This window comes from Brevundimonas sp. GN22 (assembly GCF_054824005.1).
In genome coordinates this window covers 19,897-35,348 of record NZ_JSYD01000051.1, presented here as the reverse complement: position 1 = coordinate 35,348, position 15,452 = coordinate 19,897, and the positions used below count along the sequence as shown (strand labels likewise).

The 15,452-nt window shown below is 62.2% G+C and carries 16 protein-coding genes; 6 read left to right on the top strand and 10 right to left on the bottom strand.

The window, feature by feature from the left end; all coding sequences use genetic code 11:
- Positions 1-93: 93 nt before the first annotated feature.
- Positions 94-528: a SufE family protein gene (locus OB03_RS08065; RefSeq protein WP_242915413.1), complete on the top strand. Its 435-nt coding sequence runs from the start codon at positions 94-96 to the stop codon at positions 526-528.
- Here the strand turns inward: OB03_RS08065 and OB03_RS08060 are convergent, their stop codons facing one another.
- The 4 genes from OB03_RS08060 to tipF are packed head-to-tail and all read right to left on the bottom strand — an operon-like array spanning position 529 to position 4,171.
- Positions 529-1,461 carry a bifunctional riboflavin kinase/FAD synthetase gene (locus OB03_RS08060; protein WP_461343783.1) on the bottom strand — a complete coding sequence of 311 codons (933 nt, stop codon included), beginning with the start codon at positions 1,459-1,461 and terminating at the stop codon, positions 529-531. It lies immediately after the preceding gene.
- Between the two features lie 12 nt (positions 1,462-1,473).
- Positions 1,474-1,935 carry a MaoC family dehydratase gene (locus OB03_RS08055; protein WP_242915417.1) on the bottom strand — a complete coding sequence of 154 codons (462 nt, stop codon included), beginning with the start codon at positions 1,933-1,935 and terminating at the stop codon, positions 1,474-1,476.
- Between the two features lie 50 nt (positions 1,936-1,985).
- Entirely contained in the window at positions 1,986-2,855 is an 870-nt protein-coding gene (locus OB03_RS08050; RefSeq protein WP_461343782.1) for a TIGR01459 family HAD-type hydrolase, read from the bottom strand.
- A gap of 50 nt (positions 2,856-2,905) precedes the next feature.
- Positions 2,906-4,171, bottom strand: a complete 1,266-nt coding sequence (gene tipF / locus OB03_RS08045; protein WP_461343781.1) for a flagella assembly cyclic-di-GMP phosphodiesterase TipF — start codon at positions 4,169-4,171, stop codon at positions 2,906-2,908.
- Positions 4,172-4,287: 116 nt separating this feature from the next.
- Here tipF and OB03_RS08040 point away from each other — a divergent pair, with 116 nt between their 5' ends.
- Together OB03_RS08040 and OB03_RS08035 are read left to right on the top strand one after the other, a co-directional pair.
- Positions 4,288-5,058 carry an SDR family NAD(P)-dependent oxidoreductase gene (locus OB03_RS08040; protein WP_461343780.1) on the top strand — a complete coding sequence of 257 codons (771 nt, stop codon included), beginning with the start codon at positions 4,288-4,290 and terminating at the stop codon, positions 5,056-5,058.
- Positions 5,048-5,983, top strand: coding sequence for a lysophospholipid acyltransferase family protein (locus OB03_RS08035; RefSeq protein WP_461343779.1), 936 nt, complete (start codon positions 5,048-5,050; stop codon positions 5,981-5,983). Before OB03_RS08040 ends, OB03_RS08035 begins: the two co-directional genes overlap by 11 nt.
- A 1-nt stretch (position 5,984) precedes the next feature.
- Here OB03_RS08035 and OB03_RS08030 read toward each other — a convergent pair whose 3' ends face one another.
- The 3 genes from OB03_RS08030 to xseA all read right to left on the bottom strand — a co-directional run bounded on the left by OB03_RS08030 (position 5,985) and on the right by xseA (position 8,297).
- Positions 5,985-6,482: a response regulator gene (locus OB03_RS08030; protein WP_242915427.1), complete on the bottom strand. Its 498-nt coding sequence runs from the start codon at positions 6,480-6,482 to the stop codon at positions 5,985-5,987.
- Positions 6,479-6,700, bottom strand: a complete 222-nt coding sequence (locus OB03_RS08025) for a DUF2093 domain-containing protein (RefSeq protein WP_461343778.1) — start codon at positions 6,698-6,700, stop codon at positions 6,479-6,481. Before OB03_RS08025 ends, OB03_RS08030 begins: the two co-directional genes overlap by 4 nt.
- Positions 6,701-6,803: 103 nt before the next feature.
- Entirely contained in the window at positions 6,804-8,297 is a 1,494-nt protein-coding gene (gene xseA / locus OB03_RS08020) for an exodeoxyribonuclease VII large subunit (RefSeq protein ID WP_461343777.1), read from the bottom strand.
- 94 nt (positions 8,298-8,391) lie between these two features.
- Between xseA and OB03_RS08015 the strand changes: the two genes are divergently transcribed.
- Complete coding sequence (locus OB03_RS08015; RefSeq protein WP_242915432.1) at positions 8,392-8,829, top strand: PRC-barrel domain-containing protein; 438 nt, start codon at positions 8,392-8,394, stop codon at positions 8,827-8,829.
- A gap of 37 nt (positions 8,830-8,866) precedes the next feature.
- Positions 8,867-10,144, top strand: a complete 1,278-nt coding sequence (gene purD / locus OB03_RS08010; RefSeq protein ID WP_461343776.1) for a phosphoribosylamine--glycine ligase — start codon at positions 8,867-8,869, stop codon at positions 10,142-10,144.
- Between the two features lie 36 nt (positions 10,145-10,180).
- Here purD and OB03_RS08005 read toward each other — a convergent pair whose 3' ends face one another.
- Positions 10,181-10,870 (bottom strand): murein L,D-transpeptidase catalytic domain-containing protein, encoded by a 690-nt coding sequence (locus tag OB03_RS08005; protein WP_461343775.1) that lies wholly within the window; start codon positions 10,868-10,870, stop codon positions 10,181-10,183.
- A 329-nt stretch (positions 10,871-11,199) separates the two neighbouring features.
- Here OB03_RS08005 and OB03_RS08000 point away from each other — a divergent pair, with 329 nt between their 5' ends.
- The gene (locus OB03_RS08000) at positions 11,200-11,718 is read left to right on the top strand and encodes a hypothetical protein (RefSeq protein ID WP_461343774.1); all 519 of its coding nucleotides are present in this window, start codon (positions 11,200-11,202) and stop codon (positions 11,716-11,718) included.
- Positions 11,719-11,724: 6 nt separating this feature from the next.
- Here the strand turns inward: OB03_RS08000 and OB03_RS07995 are convergent, their stop codons facing one another.
- Positions 11,725-13,986, bottom strand: coding sequence for a CHASE2 domain-containing protein (locus OB03_RS07995; protein ID WP_461343773.1), 2,262 nt, complete (start codon positions 13,984-13,986; stop codon positions 11,725-11,727).
- A 33-nt stretch (positions 13,987-14,019) separates the two neighbouring features.
- Positions 14,020-15,450, bottom strand: a complete 1,431-nt coding sequence (locus tag OB03_RS07990; RefSeq protein ID WP_461343772.1) for a FecR domain-containing protein — start codon at positions 15,448-15,450, stop codon at positions 14,020-14,022.
- Positions 15,451-15,452 lie beyond the last annotated feature (2 nt).

Below are 15,452 nucleotides of genomic sequence, written 5' to 3'. Positions count from 1 at the left end.
AGCGCGCTTCCCAAACGTGCTCGCTTAGGTGGTGAAGAGACCTGCGCATTCGGGCGTTGTTAAGGCTGGGTGCATGGGGGTATGGAGACCGCCATGACTGACGCGACCCCCGAACCAATCCAAAATGTACTGGCCGAACTGATTGAGGATTTCGATCTGCTCGGGGATTGGGAGGGTCGGATCGAATATGTGATCGAACTGGGCAAGACGCTGGCGCCGTTGCCGGATGCGGCGCGTATCGACGCGAACAAGGTGCCCGGCTGTGCAGCGCAGGTGTGGCTAAATACGCGCCAAGACGGTGATCGCCTATTCTTTGATGCCGACTCCGACAGTGCTCTGTCGAAAGGCAATATAGCTTTGCTGCTGCGCCTGTATTCTGGCCGCACACCTCAAGAAATTCTGGGCTTTGATGCCAAGGCCGCGCTGGAGCGACTGGGCTTGCCATCAGCGCTGACGGTTCAACGCGCCAATGGTCTGAACAATATGGTGGGCCTGATCCGCCAAGCGGCGCTGAACGCGCAGGGCTGATCAGCCGAGGATGGCGCGGGCCTGACGGGCGTCTTCGTCGATCTGGACCTTGAGCGCGTCGAGGCCGTCAAACTTCATCTCGCCGCGCAGGAAGGCGACCAGTTCGGTTTCGACCGTCTGGTCGTATAGGCTCTCGTCGAAGTCGAACAGCCAGACCTCCAACAGCGGGTCTTCGATCTCGTACATCGGACGGATGCCGAGGTTCGCCACGCCGTTGACCACGCGCCCGTCGGGGAGGCGTGTTCGGGTGGCGTAAACGCCGTAAGCCGGACGCATATAGGCCGGCATGGCAATGTTGGCGGTCGGGATGCCAATGGTGCGGCCCCGCTTGTCACCGTGGATGACGGTGCCTTCGATGGCGAAGGGGCGACCGAGAATAGCGGTGGCGCGGGTCATGTCGCCGGCTTTCAAGGCTTCGCGGACGGCCGAGGAGGACAGTTTCAGACCGTCTGCGTCGTCCTTGCGCTCGGTGACGGAAACCGAGAAGCCGAGCCTCTGACCATATTGCGTCAGAAGGTCGGGCGAGCCGGAGCGACCCTTGCCGAAGGTAAAGTCAAAACCGACCGCAGCATGTTTGATGCCCAGACCCTCGCTGAGCACTTCGCGGGCAAAGGCTTCGTCGGTCAGGGATGCCATTTCGCGATCGAAGGGCAGAAGGTACAGCCGATCCACACCCAGAGCATCAAGGGCCCGCGCCATCTGTTCCGGTGTCATCAGGCCAAAGGGCGCGACGTCCGGTTGGAACAAGCGGCGCGGGTGGGGATGGAAGCTGACCACGCCCAAGGGCACGGCCAGTTCATCGGCAGCCTTGCGGGCCGAAGCGATTACGGCCTGATGGCCGCGATGCACACCATCGAAGGCTCCTACGGCCACGGCGGCACCCTTTTGGGATGCCGAAAGGCCGCGCCAGTCGCGGATGACTTCAATCGCCACGGCCAGTGAACCTTAGCGGGCGGAAGGCTTGCGGCGGCGCGGAACGCGCACGACGGCGATGCCGTCCATGATCAGCTTGTCGCCGACATAGCCTTCACAGTTCAACTCTACGCGGGCCGATTCCTGATCCACGCCGACCACGCTGATGAGAATGCGCACAGTGTCGCCGATGCGGACCGGATAGTGGAAGGCGAGCGATTGCGAGATGTAAATCGAGCCCGCACCCGGCAGAACCGTACCCACGACGGCCGAGCCGAACGATGCGCTCAGCAGACCATGGGCAATACGGCCGCGATAGGCCGTCTTGGAGGCATAGGCCTCGTCCAGATGCACCGGATTATAGTCGTCCGAAGCATCCGCAAACATTTGGATGCGCTCTTCGCTGACGGGTACGATCTTCTCGGCGGACATACCGACGTGAAGCTCTTCGAGAATATAGCCGCCAGAAGGGTGGCCTTGGACCAGGTTGCTCATGAGCGCTGCTTTACGTCAGGTGAACTTAAATGGCGAGACTTGTTGCGGGCTTACCACGCCAGGTCGAGCGCGGCGTAACGGGCGGTTGTATTTTCCGCCTTCAGCAGATCGCCTGCACCCGACGGGTTCAGGGAACCATCTTTGCCCTTGGCCTTATCGCCATGAATACCTTGAGCAATAAACAGGCAGTCCAGATTTTGGGATTGGGCACCAACTACGTCGGTGATCACGCCATCGCCAATGCAAAGTACGCGGCTGCGGTCGACGGGGCGTCCCATGAGAGCTTCGGCCTCGATCAAAGCCAGATCATAGATGGGGGCATACGGCTTGCCGGCCATGATGACCTTGCCGCCAAGCTCTTCATAAAGATCGGCCAGCGCACCGGCGCAGTAGATCAGGTTGTCGCCCTTTTGGACCACGCGATCGGGGTTGGCGCAGATCAGGTCCAGGCCCTTGTCCGCAGCCTCGCTCAGAATCGCGCGGTAGCTTTCCGGCGTCTCGGTAGCATCGTCGACCAGGCCGGTGACGGAGACGAAGTCCGCACCCTCCACAGTGTCGACCAGCTGCAGGCGGGTACCTTCATAGGTGGTAGCGTCGCGGTCTGGACCGATGGCCAGCGCTGCTTGAGGCGCGCGTTTGGCCAGTTCGGCGCGGGTCGCATCGCCCGAGGTGACGAAACGCTTCCAGCTGCTGCGTGGTACATCCAGACCATCCAGCTGCGAAATGACATCGCTGGACGGACGCGGCGAGTTGGAGATCAGCACCACATGGCCGCCCTTCTCGTTAAAGCGGGTCAGTGCGTCACACGCTGCAGGCCAGCTTTCGCGGCCGTTGTGGATTACGCCCCAGACATCGCACAACAGGACGTCGTAATCATCGGCGACTGCCGACAGGTGGTTCAGCACAACAGGAAGGGTCATGCGCAGCGATGTAGCAATGTGCGCTTCCGATTGCGAGCCAACATTACCACTCAGTGGCGCAGGCGACGCTCGGCAGAGTGCAAGGTCGAGCGCACGAACTCGGACGGGGGATCGGTCTCGGCCAGAACCGTTTCCTTGATGGCGCGCGGCTCGCCGAACAAATGGCCCTGACCCAGCGGGACATCGAGGTCGAGGATGTCGACCACCTGACGCTCGGTCTCGACCATTTCCGCGATCAGTTCGAGGCCGTAACGGCGGACCAGCGGGGCGAAGTCGGCGGCCTGAATGTCGGGCTTGCTGGGCAGAGGCACAGCCCCGTCCATTTCGAGCAGTTGCTCGATCATCAGGTCGGCGGAAATCTTGAGGAAGCGCACGTCCGAACGTTGTAGGTCGGCGAAGTCGAGGTCCAGAGTCTGCACCTTGTCGATGGAGAAGCGGAAGCCGAGGTCGGCCAGCTTGGCCATGTTGCGGGCTTCGGTAGCTCCGCGGGCCTCGAACACGGCCTGTCCCAGTTCAAAGATCAGGGCATCCTTCAGGTCGCGGTTTTGGCCAAGGAAATCCAGAAACTGCGGGAAGAAGGTCTCGTCGCCCAGCGACGCCATCGAGATGTTGCAGAACACGCCGACCTTGCGGTCCTGACGACCCAAACGGCGAACGATCTGTGCACAACGGAACAGCAACAGATTGTCGATGGCGGGGACCAGCCCTTCCTCTTCGGCAATCGACATATATTCCGCGGGCGTCATGCTGTGGCCCGAGGCGTCGCGTAGGCGGGTGAAGGCCTCGTAATAGACGGTGCGGCGCTGGGGCAGGGTGACGATGGGTTGCAGGTAGAGGTCGACGCGACCCTCGGCGAGGGCATCATGCACGGTGGCAGGTGCGCCGTTGCCGTTCACCTTGCCGTTGGTGGCGCGAAGATCGGGCACGGCGGGATTGGCCAGACGCTCTTCGATGGAGGCGTTCATCTGCTGGACCATGTCTTCCAGCATGCGCACCTCGCCCGTCAGCGCATCGGTGCGCGACAGGGGGCCGCTCTCGATAGCCTGAGCCAGTTGGGTCAGCGCGCCCTGGGTGGATTCCATGGCATCGGCGAGCAGACGGTGGGCCTCTTTGACCTTGGCCAGTTCGCGACGCAGTTGGCGCTTGTCATTGACACTGGCGGCCAGCGCGCAGGTGGCACCCAGCAGGCCTAGAGTGCCGATGGCACCGGCGACACCGGCCCCTGCACCCCATCCGGCGCGCCACAAGGTTGCCCCCACCGCCAGCGACAGGAAAAGGCAGCCAAAGAACAACAATCCGCCGGTGATCTTTTGCATAGAGGCTGCGATGACTTTCCTAGTGGATTGAGCGTGCTAACAAGGTAGCGAGGTTACGGCTTAACATCTCGCAACGAACCTAACAATCAAGCGAAGCCGTAAGGGGAGAAAACTGAATGGAACTGTTCGATTTAACCGGCAAGGTCGCTGTTGTTACCGGCTCGTCCAAGGGGATTGGCAAGGCGATTGCAGAACGGTTGGCGGACCATGGCGCAAAGGTCGTCATTTCATCTCGCAAGGCAGAACCCTGCGAGCAGGTGGCCAATGCTATCAACGATAAACACGGCGATACGCGTGCCATCGCCATTCCGGCCAATATCGCGTCGAAGGAAGATCTCCAGCGTCTGGTCGATGATACCCGCGCGACGTGGGGCCAGATCGATATTCTGGTCTGCAATGCTGCAACCAACCCCTATGCGGGTCCCATGTCGGGTATCGCCGACGAGCAGTTCAACAAGATCCTCCAGAACAACGTCGTTTCGAATCACTGGCTGATCCAGATGGTCGCGCCCGAGATGGTGGCGCGAAACGACGGTGCCATTCTGGTGATCTCGTCGATTGGCGGCCTGCGCGGCAACGCCGTCATCGGTGCCTACAATATCTCCAAGGCCGCTGACATGCAGTTGGTACGCAACCTAGCAGTCGAATACGGCCCCCATAATGTGCGCGTGAACTGCATCGCGCCGGGGCTGATCAAGACCGATTTCGCCCGCTATCTGTGGGAAACGCCCGATATCCTCAAGACGGTCACAGACCCGGCACCTTTGAAAAGGATCGGATTGCCGGATGAAATTGCTGGCTCGGCAGTTTATCTGTGCAGCCCCGCGTCGTCCTATGTCACAGGACAGACGCTTGTGGTTGATGGCGGAATGACGATTGCCTGGTGAGAATAAGCGTAAGGTGTCCTTCGGACAGGACTTGAGCTGGCGACTGGAGTCGCTGGCGTTTCGGGGCCTGTTCGGTGGACTGCGTCTGATCGGCGTTGATGCCGCGTCCGCCTTTGGCGGCGCGGTGTTGCGCACGCTGGGGCCGATTACCGGTACCCACAAGACTGTTCTGCGGAACCTGAAGATCGCCTTCCCTGAAAAGACGGACGAGTGGCGTAAGCAGATTGCCTATGAGCAATGGGAGCGCACCGGCCGCACCTTTGCCGAACTGGCAATCATGGACCGCCTGACGCCCGAGAGTGGCCGCGTTCAGGTTGTGGGTATGGAGCGCTTGCATGCCGTGCGCGACAGCGGCAAGCCGGTGGTGTTTATCTCGGGCCATATCGCCAGCTTTGAAGTGATGTCGGCTCTGATCCTGCACGCGGGCGTGCCGTGTCAGATCACCTATCGACCGGCCAATAACCCTTATGTCGAAGAGCAGATGCGCGCCGCACGGGCCCGCTATGGCATCCGCCTGTTTGCGCCCAAGGGGGACGGCACGCGAGAGCTGGTGAAGGGTATGAAGAACGGCGACTCGATCGCCCTGCTGGTCGACCAGAAATACAATGAAGGCCCCGAGGTCGAATTTTTCGGCGAGCCTGTAAATGCTTCACCGGGCGCGGCGCGTCTGGCGGCGAAATTCGGCACTGTAATGGTGCCGCTGTCGGTGGTGCGCCTGAAGGGAGCCAACTTCCGGGTGACTGTGCACGAGGCGATTGAAATCCCCGATACGGGTGACAAGAACGCCGACATTCTGACCGGTATTCAGGCTGCCAACCGCTTTGTCGAAGACCGCGTGCGCGAAAAACCGGAAGACTGGTTCTGGGTCCACAAACGCTGGCCGCAAAAAGTTTATGACGCGCTGACAGCCCACGAGCAGGCTTGATCTAGCTGCGCTGGATGTCCGTTGCACGGCGGAACGGGCCGTCGTGGTCCAGTCGGTGGGTCCGGCGGCGATCCGGCCCGAAGAAGTCGTCGGAACGCACAAACGGACGCGGTCTCAGGATGATGGCTTCCAGCCGTTTCATCAGCGCCTGGATCATAACCGGCTTGGCCACGAACTCGTTGACGCCCGCATCGCGCGCGTCCGTCACGCGGAACAGTTCGGAATGGCCCGTCATCATCACAATGGGCAAATAGGGGTTGGGGCTGTCCTCGTCCCAACGGATGGATCGTGTGAACTGCACGCCGTCCATCGGCTGCATTCGAAAATCGACGATGGCAATATCGATGGCCTGTTCGCGCAGGATCTCTAGGGCCTGAGTGCCGTCCTCCGCTTCACTGAGGCGGCCAATGCCGATGGATTTCAGCATAGCAGCCACGATCGAACGCATGTTGGCGTTGTCGTCGACGAGCAGGAGATGGAGGGTACCGAGCGGACTCATGCAGAAGGCTGGATCGCCGCTGTATCCGCACCGGTCGCTTTCAAGAACTCGAGCGGGCCGACATAGGCTTCCTGACGGGCCGCGGACCAATAGCGTAGCGCCGGAAGCGCAATAGCCTGACCCGTCACCGCACAGCGCACGAATGTTCCGCCATTCAGGACTGCGAATTCACCGTCACCATAGTGCACGGTGGCTTGTGACGCGGGGGCAGCGTTCATGTCTCAGGGGCATCCGTTCGGGAGGCGGGTGGGGAATCACTGCCTCTGCATATCGCTGGTTTGAGATATTCAGACAACAGCAACGCTTCAAGCCCCTAACCGGTCAGAATAGGGTGCCTTGATCGCTTGGCGAGGGTTTGGGCTTTGGCGCGGACTTGGGAGCAAGAGGGGTGGGCGGCGCAGATGGCGTGACCGTGCCAGGACCGGAGGTGCCGACAGTCGCGTCACGCTGACCGTCTCCAAACACCAGCGAGACGTGCTGACCCTCGGTGAGCTTATGCGCCGAGGTGATCCATTGACCCTCGGCATCTTCTACGCGGGCAAAGCCGGGCTTGGGACGCGACGGGTCTAGGTTCGTCAGTGCGCGCGCCAGAGCCGCAAGGCGCTCGGAGTCTCGCTGAAGGCGGCGTTCGATAGCAGGACGGAAGCGGGCCTCGATGGCGTGGAGGCGGTCGCTGCGGCGCTCGATCGGACGGTGCAGGATCGAAGGCGACAGGCGCGCGGCGACGCGGGTCAGGCGCTGTTCGTGCACACTGGCGTTGCGGTGCAAGGCAGAGCCAAGGCGGCTGGACGCATGGTCCAGGCGCTGTTGGGGCAGGGCCAAAAGATCTTCGGGGCGCGTCGGCAGACCACGGGCCACCGACAGCAGTCGCGTGCGGCGATCATCCAGCAAACGCGCACCACAGCGGCGCAGGCGGGCCTCATAGTCCGCCAGTCCCCACTGAAGCTCGGCCAGCACTGGCGTGGCGATTTCGGCGGCACCGGTAGGCGTCGGCGCGCGTCGGTCCGATACGAAGTCGATCAGGGTGGTGTCTGTCTCGTGCCCGACCGCAGAAATAATCGGGATGCGTGCGTCCGCCACGGTGCGGGCGAGGTTCTCGTCGTTGAAACCCCAGAGGTCTTCGACCGAACCACCGCCGCGCGCGACGATCAGCAGGTCGGGACGAGGGATCGGGCCGTCCGGTGTCATGGCGTCAAAGCCGCGCACGGCGTTTGCAACTTGTTTGGCGGCGGCGTCGCCCTGAACAATGACCGGCCAGACGATCACGCGGCAGGGCCAGCGGTCGCTGATCCGGTGCAGGATGTCACGGATAACCGCGCCGGTCGGGCTGGTAATGACGCCGATGGTGGCAGGGAACTGGGGCAGGGGCTTTTTGCGCGACGGCTCGAACAGGCCCTCTTCGCGCAGACGAGTCTTGATGCGTTCCAGTTGCGCCAGCAGCGCACCGGCCCCCGCAGGCTCCATGCTCTCGATGACGATCTGGTAGGACGACCGTGCCGGATAGGACGTGATCTTGCCTGTGACGATGACTTCTAGACCGGTTTCGGGCTGGGCACCGAGGGTGCGCACCACGCCCTTCCAGATCACGCCGTCGATGGCGGCTTTGTCGTCCTTCAGCGTCAGATAGACGTGGCCAGACGAGTGGCGTGTGACCTTGGAAATCTCGCCACGGATCCTGACGTGGCCGAAGCGGTCCTCGAGCGTACGCTTGAGCGCGAAACTCAGCTCGGAGATCGACAGGGGCGGGTTGTTGTCGCGCGCGGGTGCCTGCTCCTGAGGAGCGGCACCTTCAAAAGCGTAGTCGTCGGAATCCATGCCCGGACCTTAGCGCCTCAAGCACGCGGCGGGAACGCTCAGAATGCGGCTTCGTTACCTTAGTGAGTGGCAAAGCTGCCGAAAGGGCTGTGAAATGAAGACTTCGATGTTGGCCATGGCCGTTACGGCCGCTGTAACCTTGACCCTGGGCGCGTGCGATAATCGCACTGACGACGTGGTGCGTGCACCGGCACCTGACATGGCACCGGAGCGCGTGACGCGTGAAGAGGCCAAGGTGGCCACCGGTGAAGCCGCACTGGCGCTGGGCATGACCCGCAAGGCTCTGGAAGATGCCGATATCGTCAATGCGGCGGGGCAGGATCTGGGTGATGTCGAGTCGCTGGTGACCAATGCCACCGGAACGGCGACCCATCTGGTGGTCGAACTGGAGGGGCCGTCCGACACCGAAGTTCTGCTGCCGCTGGCTCAGGTGGAGGCGGAAAAACGCACCGACGGCAGAAGCCCCAACCTCGTCACCCGCCTGACTGCTGCGGAATTGGCCGCTTTGCCGCGCTATAATCCGCCACGTTAATCTTGACCTGACTCATCAGGTCCCTCATTCCGGCGTTATGAATATTTTGCTCGTCGGTTCGGGAGGGCGCGAGCACGCCCTGGCCTGGAAAATCGCCCAGTCGCCGCGCGCTTCGCGGCTCGTCATTGCGCCCGGCAACCCCGGTATGGCGCAACTCGGCGAGCTGCGCGGCGATGTAAAGGCGACCGATGTCAACGCGCTGGTGGCTCTGGCGCAGGAAATCTCGGCTGATCTGGTCGTCGTTGGGCCCGAGGCCGCGCTGGCCGAAGGTCTGGCCGACCAGTTGGAGCGTCTGGGCATTCCGTGCTTTGGCCCGTCGGCCAAGGCGGCGCAGTTGGAAACCTCGAAAGCCTTCTCCAAGGCGTTTCTTGCCCGTCACAACATCCCGACCGCAGGCTATGGCGTTTACGAGAACGTCGAAGAGGCCAAGGCGGCATTGGCGAACTATACCGCCCCCTACGTCATCAAGGCCGACGGTCTTGCCGCAGGCAAGGGCGTCGCCATCAGCCCTGACCGCAAGGACGCCGAGATCGAGATCGAGCGTATGCTGGGCGGCCGTTTCGGCAGCGCCGGTTCGCGCGTAGTGATCGAAGAGTTCATGGACGGTGAGGAGGGCAGCCTGTTTGCCCTGTCCGACGGCAAGCGCGCCGTACTGTTCGGCGGTGCGCAGGATCACAAACGCGCCTTTGACGGCGATGCCGGTCCGAACACCGGCGGCATGGGGGCCTATTCGCCCGCGCCGGTCTTCACCGCAGATTTCGTCAAAAAGGCCAATGATCTGGTCGTCCAGCCGACCATCCAGATGATGGCCGATGAAGGCACTCCCTATAAGGGCGTTCTGTATGCTGGTCTGATGGCGACGAGCGAAGGCCCGAAAGTGGTCGAGTTCAACGCCCGTTTCGGTGATCCGGAATGTCAGGTGCTGATGATGCGCTTTGACGGCGATATCGTCCCGCTGCTGCTGGCCTGCGCCAAGGGCGATGTGACCCAGGTACCGCCGCCGCAGTTCAAGCCCGGTGTTGTTATCACCGTCGTTATGGCGGCCAAAGGCTATCCGGACAGCCCGCTGGAAGGCTCGATCATTCGGGGTGCCGAGCAGGACTTTGGTCCGAATGTGCAAGTCTTCCATGCTGGCACCAAACGCCGCGATGACGGGCAGTTGGTTGCCGCAGGTGGTCGCGTTCTGAACGTCTGCGCCTATGGCAAGGACGTGACCGAAGCACGAGAGCGTGCCTATGAGGCTGTTGCAAAGATCGACTGGCCCGGCGGCTTCTACCGGACCGATATCGGCTGGCGCGCTCTGGGCCGCGAATAGGATTTTAGGGGAAGGTTTCGGCCTTCCCCTTTTTCTTTAGTTCATCGCGAACAGAAGCCTGCCTTCGCCCATGCGTTCTCGCAGGGCAGTCAGATCGGCATGGCTGCACGAGAAGCAGCCGTAGGAGCGACCCAACTTGCCTTCACGCGACAGGAACGCCGGATCGGCGTAGTCCGCGCCGTGGACGATAATGGCGCGTTCGCGGGCAAGGTTGTTGGAATACTCCAGCCCGTCCAGCAGCACGTTCGGCCCTTGCTGCGGCCCCCACGACGGGCCTGCTGTGACATAGGTGCCCAGCGAGGACATGTGGCTGTCAGGCTGGTTGGAGAAACGTTCGGCATAGCCGCTGTGGCTCGGATCGGATCCCCGACCGTGGCTGGTACGATATGAGGTCACCCATCCGCCCAGCAAATCAACCTCGTACAGGCGGTCGGAACCCGAAAATTTCTGGAAGTCGACCAGATACATGCGGTCACGCTGGGTTATGCGGTGACCGTGGGAATCCATGGCCTGACGCGCACGGTCCAGAAGGTCCCGTCGCACGATGTTGTAGGGATCGATTACAACCTGTGGACGAGCCGGTGCCGCATAGGCTGCCAGATCCGGACGGGGTATGCGCGGCGGCGGGGCAGGTGCCAGTTGGGGCGTTGGTGGTGCAGAGGCGGTTGCGCACCCTGCCAAGGCAATAGAGCCTCCGAAAATCAAACCCCGACGAGAAATCAGCACGCGTCCATCCCTTAGATTGATGGCTGAGGAGCCGTGAAAAAGGGGCCTTGTGCCGATTTAAGCAAGCTGAGCCGTAGATTTTAATCGAGCCCGTTCAGAATTCGCGGGTCGATCATGGCACCAATTTGAGCGCGGCCATAAACCAGATTTCATGGGTTCAATCCCGTCTGCTGGTGGTTATGGGCGGGGTCGAAGGCTCAGTTGCTTAGTCAATCTTAACCATTGAGACTGGAGTGTGGCACCAGGAACGTTGGTTTAACTTTTGCGTGATGAGGGAACCCTTTAGCAAATCTGCTACGCTAGGTTGTCTCCCCACTATCGGACCGAATATGTCGACTGCCTTTAACCGTCTCCCCACCTATTTCATGCTGACCGGCGTATGTGCTCTGGCGCTGGCCCATTCAGGATGCAGCGCGGGGGCCGAGCTAAAGATTGATCGCGCGCCTGTAACCTCTGCAGCGATCGAGGGCGTTCACTTCATCACCAAAGAAGCCGACGAGCGTGCCTCTGCGGCGTTGAAGACCGCCTTGGCCGATGGACGCGGCGTCGTCGAAGGCGACAACTGGCATGTGCTGGCCACCCTCGCCGTGCGTCCTGCCGATGTGGGGACGTTTTCGGATGTGGATGCGCGCGAGGGCGAATGGGCCGAGACCCCGCGTGTGCGTGGTGCACGCCGGGAGCCGGGCCTGCACGTGCTGACCGCTGTAGCGACGCGCGCGGACGGTACGGACAAACGCGTGGTGCGTGTGTCGGGCCGTGGGCCGGTGGACCATACGCCCGATACGCTGCTGACAGCTTTGGCAAGGCTGGCTGCCGATGCCTTGATCAATGGAACGGGCCAGCCCTGATAACCTTTAATCGGCCTCGACCGGAGGCAGGGTAATATAGAAGCAGGCACCGCTCGTGGGCGGCGTCACGCCGGAAGGCGGGTCGACTGAAATCTGGCCGCCGTGACGCTGAATAACAGTGTGTACGAAGGCCAGACCCAGACCGGCACCGGACACGTTGCCACCGGCAAAAGGCTGGAACAGACGGCTGCGCATGTCGTCGTCCAGCCCCGGGCCTTCATCGCAGATAATCAGCAGAACCTTGTCCTCGTAGGAGGACAGCTGGCACGCGACCAGACCCCCCGTCGGGGTGTGGCGGATGGCATTGTCCAGCAGGTTGATGATGACCCGCCGCATCAGCGCGGCGTCAACATCGACCAGATATTCATGCTCGTAGTCAGGCGCGATCAGTTCGACGCCCTTGGCCGCTGACTGGGGCCAGAGGGTATCGACGCCCTCGGTCACGAGGTCGGCCAGATTGGCGACCTCGAAGGTGAGCATCTGGTTTTCCGCACGTGACAATTGGACATAGCCCTCGGCCAACGCCAGTGTTTGTCGCGCGTTGCGGCGGATTTGATCCTCGATCTTCTCCGAGCGTTTGTCGCTGTCGAGCAGGGTCAGGATAGACACCTGCGGGGCGCGCATGTCGTGCCCCAGCAGTTGTAGCGTGCGTTGACGCTCGCGCTCTGCCGCCCGCAACTGGGTGACGTCGGCCAAGCGGACGATCAGACCAGCCGACTGCTCGGTGGTGTCCACCAACGGGGCGATAGCGATCTGCAGGGCTCGCCCGTCGGGGAGCTGGATTTCGTCGCGAACGCCGGGCGCTGCGCCGATCAGGCCACGCCATTCGCGCATACCCAACCGGAGGAACAGGTCCTCCAGATGTGCGCCCACCAAGGTGGTGCCGGGGAAGAGGTTCTGGGCACGGGGATTGGCGATCAGGACGCTGCCGTCCAAGTCGGCGACAAGGGCTGCGTCAGGCAGGCTGCGGACAGACTGATTGATATAGCGGTTGAAGTCGCGGAACTGTTTGAGGGCTCCGCGCAAGGCCAGCACCTGACGCGAGATTTCGTCGCCGGACGTCCATTTTGCCGTCGGTGAGAGGGCGGCCAAATGGAAGGTCTCGGGGTCGGCGCGAAGGTCGTTCAGTTCCGACTGCATATAGCGATAGGCGGCGGCCAGACGGCGCCAACTCCACAGCGGCCAGGCCACAATCACGCCCGCACAGGCGGCCAGAGGCGGGAACCAGTGCCCCGCTTTTAGCGCCAAAGCGGAAATGGCCAAGGTGGCCGCGATCAGCGCGAAGCCCAGCACGGTGTTGGCGACGGGGCGCAGAACAAGGAAGCCTGCCAATATCATCGTCAGCGGGATCAATGACAGCAAAGCGGTCAGCCAACGGTTCAGGGGCCGGATGTTCCAGTCATCCAGCACGCTCTGCATCAGCGCGCCGACGATATAGACACCGGGAGACAGGTATCCGCGCGGGCTGTTTGGCGTCGCATAGCGATCCCCCATGCCTTGCGCAGTCGCGCCCACGAGAACACGCTTGTCCTTCAGGAATTCGGCGGACACTTCGCCCCTCAGCACATCTACGGCAGAGACTGTGGGGTAGGGCTCTATGCCCAACGGAAAGCGGATCATGCGGCTGTCGGTGACGATGAGGCCATCTCCGGCAGCGCCTTTGTTGACCTCTGTCGCTGGTGTTTTGGAAGCCGAGGCCAACAAGGCCAGATGCGGCAAGACGCGACCGTCGGCACTGACCCACAGTGGGCTGGCGCGCACCGTGCCGTCCTGATCGGGCGTCAGGATGACGTGGCCCAGTCCCGCGGCACCGGCGGCTATGTTGGCGGGCGGCGGGCTGATAGTGGCAAGACTGCCGTTCAGGCCCGGTGTGTCGACTGCAACAGGCAGATACACATTGCCCGATCTTTGCACCGAGGCGGCAAGCGCCGCATCATCGGGCGTGGGTTCGATGAACAGGACATCGTAACCTACCGAGGTCACGCCAATGTCGCCCAAGCGCTGGACCAGATCGGCATGGACAGCACGCGGCCAGGGCCAAGGACCAATCTCGGCAAGGCTTCGGTCATCGATGGCCACCACGGCGATGTCTTTGTGCGCCGCGACCGGATTGATCACGCTAACGGTGTCGTAAAAGACGTTGTCGCCGCGTTGGGTAATCTGGCCAAGGCTGAGCCACACCACCAGACCAATGGTGATGGCGGCGGTAATCAGCCATTCGATCAGAACCTGCGCACCCAGCCGGGTGGCAGGCTCTATTTTGGGCATCGACGCTTTTGGAAAGGGCAATCCCGTCCCCGCTTATCGGTTGATGGTCAGAACTTCCGGACTGGACCATACCGACAGTCTGTGACCGAAGCGGTAACGGGTACCCTCAATGCGCCAGCTATAGGTGCCGGGCGGCAGATCGCTAAGGGTGAAGGTGGAATCGCTGAGGCCTGCGCTGTCGATAAGCGGCTGGCCTTCTGGTTCACCCGCTTCGTTGGCGCGGGTCAACTGGAAGCGGAAGCTTGCGTCGCCTTCACCCTCGGCGCGCCATTTGAAGCGGTAAAGGCGGGCGTTGTTTGCCAGTTCTTCAGACAGTGACAGGCCGTCGATGCCGTTGCGGGCACGGATGAAGTTGAAGGTGCGACCGCGCCCCTCAAGACCGTCTGGCGATACGGCCGTCAGGCGCAGGAAGTACTGGCCTTCCGGGAGGTCGGTGTAGGTGAGCGGCTGGCCGACGGGAGCGTCCGCTTCGGCCAGCAGGTCCTGCATGCTGGCATCGGCCGCGATGAAGCCGCGAACGATACGGGCGTCGGATGGAGCTGAATAATCGAATGCGAGGGTGGCGTCAGTCTGAAGAAGATCGTCCTCTGCCATCACCGGGGCGGCCAGCAGGGCTACGGGGACCGGTGTGTCATCGCCAGCGCGAAGGGCCACGCCCTGTCCGTTCGGGACCAGAACGCCGTGGGTGTCGGTTTCATCGGCCACAGCGACCGTGCCTTCGAGGACGCCGGTCGAGCTGTTGCCCGTCACGTCGTCATAGGCGACGCGGAACTCGGTACCACGGACAGCCGAAATGGCCGTCGGTGTGGTCACGCGGAAGCCCCCGGGGCGCTGGCGCGAGGTTACGCGGTTTTCGACGCGGCCTCGGTTGACCACAAGGCGGTGGTCGGGTGCGTCGTTGATCACGAACCGGCGCAGGCGATCCATGCGTATGCTGCTGCGCGAGGGAACAACCGTATAGGTGCCATCCGAGAAGGCGATCCGCGCAAAAGCGCTGGATCCGGTGCTCACAACGTCGCCTTCGCGCAGTTGGGCACCGAGAGCCACGGCCACCGGCGCGCCATTTCTCAGCACCTGAACGTCACCGCGGAAGCTCTCGATGCGCGCGGGGTCCTCGCGGGTGCGCAAAAGTGCAGTGTCGATCTGGAGAGTACGTCCCGTCGCCATGCGGCGTGGGTTGGCCACCCGGTTATCGCGCTGTAATCGGCGATAGTCGGCCGGGTTGCGCAGATATTTGCGCGCCACATCAATCAGAGTGTCGCCACGATTGACCAGATAGGTCAGCGGAGCTTCGGTCAGAACTGAACCTGACGGCTGGGAGTTGGCCGACTGGGGGGCTGCAGACTGGGCAGTAGCAGACTGGGCGAGGGCCGTTGCGGGCACGGCTCCAAGCGCCAGGGTAAGACCGAGGCCGAGGCTGGTGAAGCGAACCAAGCTGTTCTTGCGGGCGGTATGTATCGTCAAGA

Excerpts from the sequence above, each read along its gene's own strand:
- OB03_RS08065 (WP_242915413.1), top strand. The coding sequence starts at position 94 with ATGACTGACGCGACCCCCGAACCAATCCAAAATGTACTGGCCGAACTG.
- OB03_RS08055 (WP_242915417.1), bottom strand. The coding sequence starts at position 1,935 with ATGAGCAACCTGGTCCAAGGCCACCCTTCTGGCGGCTATATTCTCGAA.
- OB03_RS08050 (WP_461343782.1), bottom strand. The coding sequence starts at position 2,855 with ATGACCCTTCCTGTTGTGCTGAACCACCTGTCGGCAGTCGCCGATGAT.
- tipF (WP_461343781.1), bottom strand. The coding sequence starts at position 4,171 with ATGCAAAAGATCACCGGCGGATTGTTGTTCTTTGGCTGCCTTTTCCTG.
- OB03_RS08040 (WP_461343780.1), top strand. The coding sequence starts at position 4,288 with ATGGAACTGTTCGATTTAACCGGCAAGGTCGCTGTTGTTACCGGCTCG.
- OB03_RS08030 (WP_242915427.1), bottom strand. The coding sequence starts at position 6,482 with ATGAGTCCGCTCGGTACCCTCCATCTCCTGCTCGTCGACGACAACGCC.
- OB03_RS08025 (WP_461343778.1), bottom strand. The coding sequence starts at position 6,700 with ATGAACGCTGCCCCCGCGTCACAAGCCACCGTGCACTATGGTGACGGT.
- xseA (WP_461343777.1), bottom strand. The coding sequence starts at position 8,297 with ATGGATTCCGACGACTACGCTTTTGAAGGTGCCGCTCCTCAGGAGCAG.
- OB03_RS08015 (WP_242915432.1), top strand. The coding sequence starts at position 8,392 with ATGAAGACTTCGATGTTGGCCATGGCCGTTACGGCCGCTGTAACCTTG.
- purD (WP_461343776.1), top strand. The coding sequence starts at position 8,867 with ATGAATATTTTGCTCGTCGGTTCGGGAGGGCGCGAGCACGCCCTGGCC.
- OB03_RS08000 (WP_461343774.1), top strand. The coding sequence starts at position 11,200 with ATGTCGACTGCCTTTAACCGTCTCCCCACCTATTTCATGCTGACCGGC.
- OB03_RS07995 (WP_461343773.1), bottom strand. The coding sequence starts at position 13,986 with ATGCCCAAAATAGAGCCTGCCACCCGGCTGGGTGCGCAGGTTCTGATC.